The organism is Hymenobacter sp. UYAg731 (genome assembly GCF_054061335.1).
Window position 1 is genome coordinate 613,577 of record NZ_JBSSEC010000004.1, and the last position, 12,262, is coordinate 625,838.

At 64.6% G+C, this 12,262-nt stretch carries 14 protein-coding genes; 9 read left to right on the plus strand and 5 right to left on the minus strand.

The window, feature by feature from the left end:
• Positions 1 to 39 precede the first annotated feature (39 nt).
• The 4 genes from ACVWYF_RS14720 (at position 40) to ACVWYF_RS14735 (ending at position 3,156) form a co-directional block, all read left to right on the plus strand.
• Complete coding sequence (locus ACVWYF_RS14720; protein WP_457069279.1) at positions 40 to 954, plus strand: NAD(P)/FAD-dependent oxidoreductase; 915 nt, start codon at positions 40 to 42, stop codon at positions 952 to 954.
• Entirely contained in the window at positions 951 to 1,406 is a 456-nt protein-coding gene (locus tag ACVWYF_RS14725; protein ID WP_457069281.1) for a hypothetical protein, read from the plus strand. Before ACVWYF_RS14720 ends, ACVWYF_RS14725 begins: the two co-directional genes overlap by 4 nt.
• Positions 1,407 to 1,456: 50 nt before the next feature.
• Positions 1,457 to 2,632 carry a GTP-binding protein gene (locus tag ACVWYF_RS14730; RefSeq protein ID WP_457069283.1) on the plus strand — a complete coding sequence of 392 codons (1,176 nt, stop codon included), beginning with the start codon at positions 1,457 to 1,459 and terminating at the stop codon, positions 2,630 to 2,632.
• An 89-nt stretch (positions 2,633 to 2,721) separates the two neighbouring features.
• Complete coding sequence (locus ACVWYF_RS14735) at positions 2,722 to 3,156, plus strand: Fur family transcriptional regulator (protein ID WP_457069285.1); 435 nt, start codon at positions 2,722 to 2,724, stop codon at positions 3,154 to 3,156.
• A gap of 69 nt (positions 3,157 to 3,225) precedes the next feature.
• On the opposite strand, the gene ACVWYF_RS14740 is transcribed toward ACVWYF_RS14735, so the two are convergent.
• Positions 3,226 to 3,600: a DUF6799 domain-containing protein gene (locus ACVWYF_RS14740; RefSeq protein WP_457069287.1), complete on the minus strand. Its 375-nt coding sequence runs from the start codon at positions 3,598 to 3,600 to the stop codon at positions 3,226 to 3,228.
• 235 nt (positions 3,601 to 3,835) lie between these two features.
• Here ACVWYF_RS14740 and ACVWYF_RS14745 point away from each other — a divergent pair, with 235 nt between their 5' ends.
• The 5 genes from ACVWYF_RS14745 (at position 3,836) to ACVWYF_RS14765 (ending at position 8,870) form a co-directional block, all read left to right on the plus strand.
• Positions 3,836 to 4,222, plus strand: coding sequence for a hypothetical protein (locus ACVWYF_RS14745; RefSeq protein WP_457069289.1), 387 nt, complete (start codon positions 3,836 to 3,838; stop codon positions 4,220 to 4,222).
• 378 nt (positions 4,223 to 4,600) lie between these two features.
• Positions 4,601 to 5,203: an RNA polymerase sigma factor gene (locus ACVWYF_RS14750; RefSeq protein WP_457069291.1), complete on the plus strand. Its 603-nt coding sequence runs from the start codon at positions 4,601 to 4,603 to the stop codon at positions 5,201 to 5,203.
• Between the two features lie 95 nt (positions 5,204 to 5,298).
• Entirely contained in the window at positions 5,299 to 7,425 is a 2,127-nt protein-coding gene (locus tag ACVWYF_RS14755) for a TonB-dependent receptor (RefSeq protein WP_457069293.1), read from the plus strand.
• 105 nt (positions 7,426 to 7,530) lie between these two features.
• Complete coding sequence (locus ACVWYF_RS14760) at positions 7,531 to 8,241, plus strand: DUF4198 domain-containing protein (protein ID WP_457069295.1); 711 nt, start codon at positions 7,531 to 7,533, stop codon at positions 8,239 to 8,241.
• Between the two features lie 41 nt (positions 8,242 to 8,282).
• Positions 8,283 to 8,870, plus strand: coding sequence for an RNA polymerase sigma factor (locus ACVWYF_RS14765; RefSeq protein WP_457069297.1), 588 nt, complete (start codon positions 8,283 to 8,285; stop codon positions 8,868 to 8,870).
• 400 nt (positions 8,871 to 9,270) lie between these two features.
• On the opposite strand, the gene ACVWYF_RS14770 is transcribed toward ACVWYF_RS14765, so the two are convergent.
• The 4 genes from ACVWYF_RS14770 to ACVWYF_RS14785 all read right to left on the minus strand — a co-directional run bounded on the left by ACVWYF_RS14770 (position 9,271) and on the right by ACVWYF_RS14785 (position 12,182).
• Entirely contained in the window at positions 9,271 to 9,792 is a 522-nt protein-coding gene (locus ACVWYF_RS14770; protein WP_457069299.1) for a hypothetical protein, read from the minus strand.
• A gap of 37 nt (positions 9,793 to 9,829) precedes the next feature.
• Entirely contained in the window at positions 9,830 to 10,765 is a 936-nt protein-coding gene (locus ACVWYF_RS14775; protein WP_457069301.1) for an NAD(P)/FAD-dependent oxidoreductase, read from the minus strand.
• 99 nt (positions 10,766 to 10,864) lie between these two features.
• The gene (locus ACVWYF_RS14780) at positions 10,865 to 11,404 is read right to left on the minus strand and encodes a hypothetical protein (RefSeq protein WP_457069303.1); all 540 of its coding nucleotides are present in this window, start codon (positions 11,402 to 11,404) and stop codon (positions 10,865 to 10,867) included.
• A gap of 220 nt (positions 11,405 to 11,624) precedes the next feature.
• Complete coding sequence (locus ACVWYF_RS14785; protein ID WP_457069305.1) at positions 11,625 to 12,182, minus strand: hypothetical protein; 558 nt, start codon at positions 12,180 to 12,182, stop codon at positions 11,625 to 11,627.
• Between the last annotated feature and the right edge of the window lie 80 nt (positions 12,183 to 12,262).

The window sequence follows — 12,262 nt, forward strand, 5'->3', positions numbered from 1 at the left end:
CCCTTAGCACAACGATTTTATCATTATCCTACTGAAAATATGACCTTTGATTTCATTATCGTCGGCGGCTCCTACGCCGGCCTGAGCGCCGCGATGGCCCTGGGTCGCGCCCGCTGCCGAGTGTTGGTGCTTGATGCCGGCCAGCCCCGCAACCGCACCACCCCGCACGCCCATAACCTGTTGCTGCACGACGGCGACGCGCCCGCCGACCTAGCCGCCCGCGCCCGCCAGCAGGTGGCCGCCTACCCCACGGTACAGCTGCTGAAGGCCGAAGCCACCGCCGCCGAAAAGCTGCCCGACGGCACGTTCCTGGTAACAACCGCCGCCCACGGCACCTTCGCGGCCCCCACGCTGCTGCTGGCCACCGGCCTGCGCGACGAGCTGCCACCCGTTCCCGGCTTTGCCGAGTGCTGGGGCACGTCCATCATCCACTGCCCGTACTGCCACGGCTACGAGGTGGCCGACCAAGACACTGGCCTGTGGATGAACGGCGAAATGGTGGCCCACATGGTGGCCATGCTCCTGAACTGGACCCGCGAGCTGACGGTATTTACCAACGGTCCGGCCACGTTTGGGGCCGAGGTGCGGGCGCTGCTGACGACGCACGACATCGGCCTAGAAGAAACGCCCGTGGCCGCCCTGCTGCACACCGGCCCGCAGCTCGACGGCCTGGGCCTGGCCGATGGCCGCGCCCACCCGCTGCGGGTGCTCTACGCCAAAGTGCCCTGGCACCAGGGCTCCGGGTTGCCCGCGCAGCTGGGCTGCGAGCTGGACGAAATGAACCTGCTGCGCGTGAACGAGCATAACCAAACCTCCGTGCCCGGCGTGTACGCCCTGGGTGATAATTGCACGATGTTGCACCAGTTGGCCAACGCCATCGGAGTGGGCAACCGCGTAGGCGGAATGTTGAGCCGCGACCTGATTCTGGGACGCACCTTGCCGGCCCACGCGTGAGCCCGCTGCTGGCCGGGCTGTGGGTGCTGCTGGCCGCTGGCCCGCCCCATGCTGCGCCGGTCCCGCTGGCCGGCACCTGGCAGCAGCGCCAAACCGCCTTCGTGGCCCGCCGCGAAATATCCCACGCCCTCCAGGAGCAGCTCAACGACTCGGCCACGGCCGCCCTCAATGCCCGGCTCCGGCGCGGCCAGGCCACCATCCGCCTCACCCTGAACCCGAACGGGAGCTACCAGCGCACGCAGGCCGGCAAAGGCCAGGAAGTGCCTACTACCGAAGCCGGCACCTACCGCCTCGGCCGCGACACGCTGTACCTGCGGGCGGCCAGCCCCGGCCCGGTGCTGCCGTCGGCCCTGCGCGTGGTGCGCCTCACCCGCCGGGTACTGGTGCTCGAATTCCTGCTCTGGGAGCCCGCCGACGCGGTATTTGAGCAGCTGGAGTTTCGCCGCCACTGACGGCGGCGGTGCTTCTCGCCCCCTTTTATCCTGCTATTTCTGAAGCGAACATGCCGACTAACTTGACTACCGCTCCTGCCCCGCCCCGCCTGCCCGTCACGGTGCTCACCGGCTTCACGGGCTCGGGCAAAACGGCCGTGCTTCACCACTTGCTGCGCCACCGGGCGGGGCTGAAAATGGCCGTTATCGTGAGCGATGAAAGCGCGGCGGAAGCTGCGCCAACGGCCGGCACCTGGTCACGCACCGAGGAGAAAGTAGTGCGCCTGGCCACCGAAGCCGGCACCCACGAGCTGCGGGCCGACCTGCTGCTCGAAGCCGGCCGACTGGCCCGCGACCCGCAGTTCGATTACCTGCTGGTGGAAAGCCCCGGCCGGGCTGCCCTCGGCCCCGTGGCCAACACCTTCGCGCGGGGCAACCCCGCCTACGGCCTCGACCTGCCCCGGCGCACCCGCCTCGACACGCTGGTGACGGTGGTGGACGCCGGCCGCTTCCTGACGGATTTTTGCCGGCCACCCGACCTGCCCGCCCATCCCGAGGACGAAGACCAAGCCCTCCGCGCCCGCGCCGACGTGCTGGCCGAGCAAGTAGAGCAGGCCAACGTCCTCGTCCTCAACAAAACCGACCAGGCCAGTCTCGCCGACTTGCTCCAACTACGCACGCTGCTGCACCATCTCAACCCCGATGCCCACTTGGTGGAAGCCACTTTCGGGCAGATAAACCCCGCCGAAGTGCTCGACACCCGCCGGTTTGGCCAGCCAAATACGGCGGCCGAGACCGGAGCCGCCCCGGCCCCGGCGCACGGCATCAGCGCCTGCCGCTTCCGCGACGAGCGGCCGTTTCACCCGGAGCGGCTGTGGGAATTCGTGCGCCAGGGCTGGCCGGCGGGCGTGCTGCGCTCGCAGGGCCTGTTCTGGCTGGCCTCGCGGCCCGAGGAAGTATTGAGTTGGCACCAGGCCGGGCCATCGCGCCGGGCCGCGCCGGTGGGTACCTGGTGGGCCGCCGTGTCCGACCGCGACCAGGACCCCACTTTCCAACGCGACGAGCTGGCCCTGCTGGCCCGCTGGCACCCCCAGTTTCAGGACCGCGTGAACACGCTGCACTTCATCGGCCAGGACCTGAACGAAACGCAGCTGCGGGCCGACCTCGAAGCCTGCCTTTGCACCCCGCTCGAAATCGGCCGCTGGCGGCGCGGAGCCATTTTTTCCGACCCCTGGCCGCATGGCTAAGCGCGGCTGAACCACGGCGGCCTCCAACCGACTGAGCCGGCCTGGGTCCGGCCACGTGCTACCACTTTCCTAGTCTTTCTGCCTTCCTGATGACTCCCGAAGCCCCGCCTGCCGACTTGCTGCTGCTGGCCCTGCGCGTCCACGCGGTGCGCCCCACGCCCGTGCGCCAGGCGGTGCTGGCCGTGCTACAAGGCTCGCCCTACGCCCTGTCCGGGGCCGAAATCGAACAGCAGCTGCGTCCGGCCTCTGACCGCATCACGCTGTACCGCACGCTCTGCACGTTCGAGAAGAAGGGCCTGATTCACCGCGTCATCGACCATTCCGAAACCGTGCGCTACGCCGTGTGCCCCGAACCTGCCGCCACCAGCATCACCGACCACGTCCATTTCAAATGCACGGCCTGCCAGCACATCTACTGCCTGGGCCAGGTGGCGGTGCCCGCCGTGAAATTGCCCGGCCAGTACCGGGCCGTGCGGGCCGACTACCTGCTCTCGGGCGTGTGCGCCCGGTGCCAGGCTGGGTGAGCGGTACATACGTCGGCCCACCTGCTACTGGCAAATGGGCCGGCTGAATGGGCTGCGGTATGGGTGAGCTTACATTTTGCCCTTCATTTTGCCGTCGGCCATTTTTTTATCGTGCGGGGTGTCCATATGCATCTTACCGTCGGTGCCAATTTCCTGGCCTTCCTTCAGCATCATTTTTTTGCCGTCCTTCATCATCACGTTGCCGTCGGCCATTACCTGGGTGCCGTTGGCAAGGGTCATGGTTTCGGTCATGGGCATCATCGTGCCGCTCTTCATCATCATCATTTTACCGTCCTTCATCATCATGTGGTTGTGCTCCATCTTGCCGTGGGCCATTTTGCCGGACTTGGCCATTTTCATCTTGGCGGGGGCGCTTTGGGCCTGGGCGGCGCTGGCGCAACAGACGAGGGCGAGGACGGGCAGGAGCTTGAACAGGTTTTTCATGGGGTTGGGGAATGGGTTGGGTTGGGAATTGGATTGAACGGTGAATGTACTTGATTTTGAATTGACTAGCCGGGTTTAGCGGGCCGGGTGGCGTGGGACGGCAGGCCCGCTGTTTGGTCGGCAGCATTTTTTTGCTCACCTAACACCCAAACCCGCCCCTTTTGCCGTACTTGCCTTTGAATGCAGGCGCATGCCACGTCCTGCTTATCCCCAAATCCGCTGACTTCCTGAACCTGTGGTGCGCTCCTACGCCGTGTTGCTGTTGCTGCTCAACTACCTGCTGGTGGTGGGCGGGGGCATGGCCGAGCGGCCGGCGAAGGTGATTGACCGGCCCTTTGCCTACATACACAGCCACGACTGCCAGCTGACGCACACGTTGCGCCTGGCCTGTTTTGACGACTGCAACGGGGTGCAGTACACCGTGAAGAAAAACGGGGAGCGGCCGCCGCTCACCCAACTGCTGACCAGCCTCAAGGGACTGGATTTGCACTGCCTGGCGGACACGCGGGTGGTGTTTGCCGCACCCGTATTCGGGCAAAGCGAAACCCGGCTGATGGCTTGGAATCAGGCCGTGCCGGTGGGCTACCGGGGCCGAATGGAGCTACCGCCCCGGCGGGGATAAGTCGTGCGTGGGCCTTGCGGGGCCTGCTGGTGCCGGGCGCGTGGCGTCCGGGCCATTTCGTCTTATCCATTCCGGACGCTGTTTGCGCGGGCCACTGAGCCGGTGCGGGCGTCGATACTCCTACTTCCCATGAATTTTCTAGCATTTGCTATCCAACCCGTGGCGGGCGCTGCGGGCGTTGTTTCCCGTGTGCAGCTGCCGGTGGCCGGCCGTACGGCCCTCCTGCACCCCGTCTTGCCCCACAGCAAAAGCAGGCCGCCATCTTCCACCACCGATGACCGGAACCGGCAGCGCGATGGCTTGGCCTTGCACCGGGCCCAGCACCGCAACCAATGTCGGGCGGCCTGTTTGAGCAAGTGCAATTAGCGCCGGTTGGTCATGCATGCTCATTCTATTGCCCGGCCCATTGAAGGGCCGGCGGCTGACACCCTGCGCATTGGCGCTACCCTGGACTACCCGGAAAAGGCATTACTCCAGCGCCTGCAAGCCCGCGACGAGCGGGCGCTCAACGACTTTGAGCGGCGCTACGGCGACGCGCTCAAAACACTCGTGCGTCGCCTCGTGCCCGATGCGGGCATGGCGCAAGACGTGTGGCAGGAATGCCTGCTACGCCTCTGGCAAGCGTTTCCGCACTACGACGCCGACCGGGGCGGCCTGGCGGTTTGGGCTCGGGCCATTTGCCGGAACGTAGCCATTGACGAACTCCGCGCGCCGCGCTGGCGCGGCCTGTCCCACACCCAGCCCTTGGAAATGACGGTGGACGCGCACAACTGGCCCGCCCCGGGGGGCTTCCAGCCCGAGTACATAGGCCTGCTGGCCCTGTCCCAACAGCTTAGCCTGCCGCAACAACAGGTCATTGACCTCATTTATCGGGAAGACCTGAGCTTCGAGCAAACGGCGCAGCACCTGCGGCTGCCGTTGGGCACGGTAAAAACCCACGTGCGCGCCGCCTACCAAGTCCTGCGTCAGCTGGCGGCGTAATCCTGGCTGGGGCTGAATACGACGTTTCTGTTTACTGATTTTCTCATTCGGGGGCTTCGCGCTGCAACGCGGGGCTTCCACCTTTTTTCTTTCGAATGAAACCTCTTTTTACGGTTAAGACGGTGGGGCAATTAGTGCCCGTAGGCCTGTTATTCCTGCTTTCGGCCGGCGCGGCGCGGGGCCAAAGCAGCGATGCCCGGCCCCGGGCCGACACGCTGAAAACGCAGCGGTTGGGCGACGTGGAGGTAACCGGCGGGGCGGTGCCCGTCAGCAAAACGGAGCTGTCGACGGAGGCCACGGCCAGCCCGGCATCGGTGACGCTGGTGGGGCGCGACTACGTGGCCCGGCAGGCGGTGAATTCCTACGGCGACCTGCTGCGGCCCCTGGCCGGGGTGACGGTGGCCAACTTCCAGCTCGGGGGCGTGGGCTACGGCGTGTCGATGCGCGGCTACGTGGTGACCGAGCACGCCCGCGACATCCTGTTTTTGATTGACGGCGTGCCGCAGAATCAGGGCTCCGACATCCAGACCAACGGCTACACCGATTTGAACCCGCTGATTCCGGAAACGTTGCGGCGCATCGAGGTGACGAAGGGACCGTTCAGCCCGTTTTACGGCGACCACGCCCTGGGCGGCACCATCCGGTTCGATACCGAGGACCGGCTGGCCAGCAGCGTCTCGCTCACGGGCGGCACCTACGGCTTCGTGCGGGCGGTGGCCATTGCGGGGCTGGGCAGCCAGGACCGCACCAAGGGCGGCGGCTACGTGGCCCTGGAAGAAAACCGCGCCGACGGCTACCGCGACAACGGCCACGACCAGCGCCTGAACGGGCTGGCCAAGTACTCGTTTCCGATGGCCGGCGGCATGGGCGCGGTGCGGGTGCAAGCCTTCAGCAGCCAGTTTGGCTCGGCCAACTACCTGATTCAGGCCGACGTGGAAAGCGGCCGTACGGGGCGGCGGGCGGCGCTGGACCCCACCGACGGAGGCAGCACGCTACAGCAAAACGCGGTGTTTACCTACCGGGGCGACAATGCGGAACACTACTGGACGGCCACGGCCTACGTGCAGCACCACGACTTCACGCGGTTTCGGGTGGGCCAGGACGGCATGACGCGAGCCCTGACGGCGCAGCGCAAGGAGGAAGGCAACCGGGTGTGGGCGGGCTTCGACCTGCGGCGTACGGTGGCGAGCACGCTGGCCGGAATGCCGGTGGAGTACGCCGCCGGGGTGAGCTTCCGGGGCGACGACATCGACCTGACGCGCTTCCAGACGGTGGGGCGGGTAGAAATCAAGCAGGTGCAGGCCCGGCGGGTGCGTACCTACACGCCGGCCGTGTACGGCCTGTTCCAGCTCAAGCCCACCGAGCGGCTGAAGCTGACGCTGGGGGCCCGCTACGACCAGCTGTACTACAACATCACCGCCGAGGCGCTGGATTCGGACTACCCGAACAAGGACCTGAAGCCGCACCCCGGCGTGTTTAGCCCGAAGGCGGGGCTGGCCTACTCGGTATCGTCGGCGGTGAGCGTGTTTGCCAACGCGGCGCGTGGCTTCAAGGCCCCGAGCGGCTACGAGGAGAATATCGACAACCCCGACCTGGGCGTGTCGCGGCTGAACACCTATGAGGTGGGCATTGCCGGGGATGATGCCTCGGGCCGGCTGCACGGGCTGGTGGCGGCCTACCGCACGGACCAGACCGGCGAAATTCAGAGCGACCCGGTGACCAACGCGCTGCTGAACTACGGCAAGACCCTGCGCCAGGGCATCGAGGGCGAGGGCCGCTACCGCTTTGGGGCGAACCCCGGCAGTTTGAGCGTGTTCGCCAACTACTCGGTGCTGCAGGCGGAGCTGCGCAACGGCGACGCGGGCACGCACTACGTGCTAAACGCGCCGAAGTACACCGGCGTGCTGGGGCTGGATTTCACGGCCGGGGCGGCGAGCAACGCGGCCAGCCAGCTAACCCTGTCGGTGTATGACCAGCTGGTGGGGCCCAAGCACCTGAACGACGACGGCTCGCTGGAAAGCCGGGCGTTTCAGCGGATGTCGGGCAAGCTGATTTTCACGCGGCCGGCCGCGTACCCGGGCTTCCGGGTGTTCGTGGAAACGACGTTTTACCCCGATGGCAGCCACGGGCTGGATGAAATGAGCTTCATGTCGGGCGGAGCGCTGCGCACCGCGCCGCAGGCGAAAGCGACGTTTTCGGCCGGAGTGAAGCTGCCGTTTTAGGGGGCTGGTTATGCTGGGCAACGAAGCGGCAGAGATGCTTCGACAAGCTTAGCATGACGTTCTTTTTGTCACCATTCAATCATCAACCGTTTTCAACCATTTACCATGAAAAAGACCACCACCATTCTGGCTGCCTCCGTTGCTGCTTTTCTGACCCTTACCACCCTGGCCCACGATGCGTGGGTGGACCCGCTGGGCGGGCCGGTGTACAAAATCCTGTACGGCCATAAGATTCCGGAGCCTTACCCCACGGTGAAAGTGACGTCCTTGAAGGTGCTGGACGCGGGGCAACAGCCGCTGAAATTTACCCGAACTGAGAGCAAGGAAGGGCTGAGCATTACGCCGGCGGGCAAGCCGGCGCTGTTTGTGACGGCGTTTGACAACGGGTACTGGGTGAAGGTGGGCGACGAGAAAGAGTCGCGCAATGTGCGCAAGTCGGCCCTGCCGGCGGGCACCGTGGGCGGGCAGTCGTCGCACCCGCTGAAGTGGTCGAAAACGATGCTCAGCTGGGCATCGTGGATGGCCAAGCCGATGGGCCAACGCATTGAGTTCGTGCCGGTGGGGCTCACGGCGCTGCCGAAGCCGGGCAGCTCGTTAAAGCTGCACCTGCTGCTGGATGGCAAGCCGCTGGCCAATCAGATGGTGGAGAACAACAGCAACGAAATGGGACCCAAAACCGACGCCAACGGCGACGTGACGGTGACCGTGCTCAAGGGCATCAACCGCTACGCGACGGACCACGACATCATGCAGGCCAACATGCCCGACGCGCAGCGGCTCAGCCTGACGGCGGCGCTGGTGTTCGTCGCCAAGTAGCGGCTGGTGGAGTCAGCTGCCATTCCCTTTTCTACGCTTTTATGGATACGACTCCCGTGGTGCGGGCGCTGCTAAACGAAACGCTGCTGGTGCAGCGACTACTGGCCCGCGACGAGCTGGCTTTTCGGCACTTGTATGAGCGATACGCAGACAACCTGCGGACCGTGATTTGGCGCGTGGTGCACGACGAGGCACTGGCGCAGGACGTGCTGCAGGAGGGCCTGCTGAAGGTATGGAGCAGCATCGGCAGCTACGACCCGAGCCGGGGGCGGCTCTATACCTGGCTGGCGCGGCTGTGCTGCAACTGCGCCATTGATGCGCTGCGCAGCGCCCGGTACCGGTTTCACCACGGCACGCAATCGCTGGACGCGGAGGGGGCGCAGCAGGTGCCGGCCGGGCTCACGTTCCGGCCGGAGCACATTGGGGTGCGTGAGCTGACGCTGCAGCTCAAGCCCCGGCAGCGGGAGGTGATTGACTTGCTATACTTTGGGGGCTACACGCCCACCGAAACGGCCGAGGAGCTGGGCATTCCGGTGCCCACGGTGAAAACGCGGGCGCGGGCGGCCCTGCGGGTGCTGGCCGGACTGGCGCGCTCGGGGCCATCGGCGTTGTTGCTAGGCAGCGCATGAACCGGCATTTGTTGGGGGATGGCGGAAGAAAAAAGTCCGGGTTCGCGCAAGCGGCCCGGCGCAATAAAAGTCCGGGCCGTGCGAGCGGTTCGGCACTACTAACGAGGCCCCGGCAGCGTTAGCGGCATAGCGGTGCAACCAAAACGAGCGGGCCAAATGGTCCGCTCGTTTTGGTTTGTGGTGGATTGATTTGTGATGGAGTTTTCTTGGCCACTATCCCGTAGCTGGAAAACTCGAATAATTCCGGGGTGGCGGGCCACTTCGATGCGGCCGCCGGCATTACTCATCATTTTATCATATAGAGGCCAATACCCGAGGCTTGGACGTGGTCGTGCAGGTGCTAAAACAGGTCGAAAAGCTTTTTTGTCGGGCATTCAAAAGGGGCGCTTATCTACCCCGTTTATTTAAAAAGCGTAGCGTGTTCCTGCTCCATCTGCTGGTGTTCAACCAGTAGCCGGTAGTGCTCCTGCTCCATCTGCCCGTCTTCAGCCTGCATGGCGGCGTGGTCAGCGTGTATCCGGTCGCTGGAGACAATGCCCGAGGCATGCGCGGTTTCCAGCGCGGCGTGGCGAGCCAGCACCTCGGCATGGTACCTCATCACTCGCTGGTGTAGTTTCATAAAAGCGCGGTGGCGCGTTTCCAGCACCTGAAACACGGGCCATTGGTCCTGGTGCCGGGCCTGCGCCTGGGCCAGCGCGGCGGCGTGGCCGGCTTCCATCGCCGAGTCGGCGGCTTCCATGCGGTGGTGGTGGGCTTCCATTTGCTGATGGTCGGCCACGAGTTGGCGGTGGGAAAAAGCGCTGCTTTCGGAGAATGCGGGGCCGGCTTTCATAGCCTCGTCGGTCTTTCTACCCGAAAGCTGGCAGCCGGCAGCCAACCCACTGGCCAGCGCGAAAAGCAGAAAAAACCGATGGGCAGGCATAACCAACACGTCGTTTAGCGATGAGTACCGAGAAAAATCAGGCCGACACGAACGTGCCAAAAACCAGCTCGTGGTTCAGCGCCGTGGCGGCTCGGGTGCCGCTGGCCGCCGCCAGAATAGCTTGGTGAAAAGGCCCGGTCATCTCGCCCACCGCGTACACGCCGGGTACGCTGGTGAGGCCCGTTTCACTCACCTTCACATACACGCCATCTGGGCTTAAGGCGCAGCCCAACTCGGTGGGCAGGTTGCTGCTTTGGCGCTGCACGGGCTCCAGAAACAGCATGTCGAGGGGCAACCGGCTTCCATTTTTAAGTCGAAGCGCTATTGGGCAGCGCGCCGTGCCGTCGAGGGCCGCCACCGGGTGCTCATTCACTGCGATATTCAGGTGAGCCAAGTGCGCGTGCTGCGCCGGGGTGATGCCGGCCGGGCCATCGGTGGCCAGTGTCAGCTGGGGCACCCATTGGCGCACCAGTACGGCCTGCTGGTAGCCGGCTTCCGCGCGGCCGTACACCACTACGCGGCTGTGGCGGCTTTCCCAGCCGTGGCAGTACGGGCAATGGTACACGCCGCGGCCCCACATCGTGGCCAGGCCCGGCACGGCCGGCAGGTCATTCACGATGCCCGTTGCCAGTATCAGGAAAGGCGCGGTCACTTCAACTCCGCCCGCCAGGGTGAGCGCGCTGCCCGCCATCGTGTGGCGCACCCGCTGCACATCGGCCACGCAGATTTCTACGTCGTAGGGTTGCAGGCGTTCGCGCACCGTGCGCAGTAGCTCCTGCAGCGTGGCTCCGCCCCGGGGAAAAGAAAAGTTGTGGGAATGAAAGGATACGGCCTCGCGGGGCAGCTCGCCCCCCAGCACCAGCACCCGCCGGCGCGCCCGACCCAGAACCAGGGCCGCACTCAGGCCCGCGTTGCTAGCTCCCACGACAATGACGTCGTAGCGGGCCAGGTAAGGAAGTGAAAACTTACGCATCGTGAACGAGGAATAGATAAGCAGCGGGTGGTCATGCGAAGCTTTGCGCAGCCTCGCATGACCGTTCTGCGCGGGGTAGCTCAAACTGCTGTTTAACTGTTATTTAAGCATCGCGGCGTGCTCCTGCTCAATGCGCTTATGGTCATCGACCAGCTGACGGTGCTCCTGCTGCATTTGCGCGTCCTCGGTCTTCATGGCGGTGTGGTCGGCTTGCATCTGGGCATCGGTGACGCTACCGGCGGCGTGGTTTTTTTCCAGCTCGGCGTGGCGGGCCAGCACCTCCGTGTGGCGCTGCACCACGGCGCGGTGCTTGGCAAGCAGAGCAAGGTGCTGGGTTTTCATCGTTTGGAAGGCGGGAGTCTGGTCTTTGCCGGCGGCTTTAGCGGTGGCCAAAGCGGTGGCGTGGTCGGCTTCCATTACCGAGTCGGCTTCTTCCATGCTGCGGTGGTCGGCCTCCATTTGCTGATGGTCGGCCGCGAGTTGGGTATGAGTGATGGTGGTGGGGCTGGCAGCGGCCGGGGTATTGGCAGTAGCTGCGGCCTGGTCGGCAGGTTTGCCGGCGTTATCGCAGGCCGTGAGCGTAGCGAAGCCCAGGCCGAGCGCCAGCAGGGTAATAGAGGATGGAAATAGTGATTTCATGACGAAATGAATGGGGAAAATGCGTTGGGGAAAATCAATTAGGGAAGCAAAAAGTAGCCGTAAAAGCGGGGCGTGTTCCGGGGCCAGACCGGGGCCGCCCGCTGCTTGCAGGCAGAGGCGGCCCCGGCGGGCCAAAGTGGACACCCCGCGGCCAGAAACAAGCCTGCCACTCACCAGCAGGCCCGTTTCGGCCAGGGTGGCCCCGGAAATAGTTCGCCGCTTATTGCACCGTCGTCGGGAAAGTCACCTCCACGTCGGTATCGCCGGGGGCGAAGGTGCCGTTCTTCACGCCGGGCTGGTGACGCAGCGTGATTTTGAGCCCGCCCGTGCCCGCCGCTGTGGTCACGAGGCGACTGGTCAGGCCCACTTCCAGGTTCTTCGAGTCCTTGTCGGTGCGCGTAACGGTGAGAAGGCCGGCCGGCGTGGGCTCAAAGAAAAACAGGTGGTCGTCCTTCTCCTTGGCGATTTCGTCGGAGGTGATGACCACCGGGTTTTTCGTTTCGTCGAGCAGCGTGAGCACGCCCGAGTAAGTGGTATTGGCTTTCAAGCCGAGCGCCCCGATGACGGGGGCCGCCCCGCCGGTGCCGTCCACGTCTTTCCAGGTCACGGTGGTGGCCGCGCCGCCGCTAGCGGGCGTCAGCACGTAGGTCACGGTCGTAATCTGCTCGTTGTCGTTGTCGGGCTTGGGGTCTTCTTTGTCTTTTTTGCACGCCGAGAAGACGAGCGGCGTGGCCAGCAGCAAGGCGGCCAGGCGGAAGCGGGATTGGAAAATAGTCATGACGAAAAAAATGTGAGAGATGAAAAAATGTGAGGAATGTGAAAAATGTGGGTTTGTTAAAAAATGAAAGAATCAATAAT

Bases quoted from the DNA above. Each gene is read 5' to 3' on its own strand.
- ACVWYF_RS14775 (WP_457069301.1), bottom strand. From the start codon at position 10,765: ATGCGTAAGTTTTCACTTCCTTACCTGGCCCGCTACGACGTCATTGTC.
- ACVWYF_RS14750 (WP_457069291.1), top strand. From the start codon at position 4,601: ATGCATGCTCATTCTATTGCCCGGCCCATTGAAGGGCCGGCGGCTGAC.
- ACVWYF_RS14720 (WP_457069279.1), top strand. From the start codon at position 40: ATGACCTTTGATTTCATTATCGTCGGCGGCTCCTACGCCGGCCTGAGC.
- ACVWYF_RS14780 (WP_457069303.1), bottom strand. From the start codon at position 11,404: ATGAAATCACTATTTCCATCCTCTATTACCCTGCTGGCGCTCGGCCTG.
- ACVWYF_RS14740 (WP_457069287.1), bottom strand. From the start codon at position 3,600: ATGAAAAACCTGTTCAAGCTCCTGCCCGTCCTCGCCCTCGTCTGTTGC.
- ACVWYF_RS14785 (WP_457069305.1), bottom strand. From the start codon at position 12,182: ATGACTATTTTCCAATCCCGCTTCCGCCTGGCCGCCTTGCTGCTGGCC.
- ACVWYF_RS14730 (WP_457069283.1), top strand. From the start codon at position 1,457: ATGCCGACTAACTTGACTACCGCTCCTGCCCCGCCCCGCCTGCCCGTC.
- ACVWYF_RS14755 (WP_457069293.1), top strand. From the start codon at position 5,299: ATGAAACCTCTTTTTACGGTTAAGACGGTGGGGCAATTAGTGCCCGTA.
- ACVWYF_RS14735 (WP_457069285.1), top strand. From the start codon at position 2,722: ATGACTCCCGAAGCCCCGCCTGCCGACTTGCTGCTGCTGGCCCTGCGC.
- ACVWYF_RS14760 (WP_457069295.1), top strand. From the start codon at position 7,531: ATGAAAAAGACCACCACCATTCTGGCTGCCTCCGTTGCTGCTTTTCTG.
- ACVWYF_RS14765 (WP_457069297.1), top strand. From the start codon at position 8,283: ATGGATACGACTCCCGTGGTGCGGGCGCTGCTAAACGAAACGCTGCTG.
- ACVWYF_RS14770 (WP_457069299.1), bottom strand. From the start codon at position 9,792: ATGCCTGCCCATCGGTTTTTTCTGCTTTTCGCGCTGGCCAGTGGGTTG.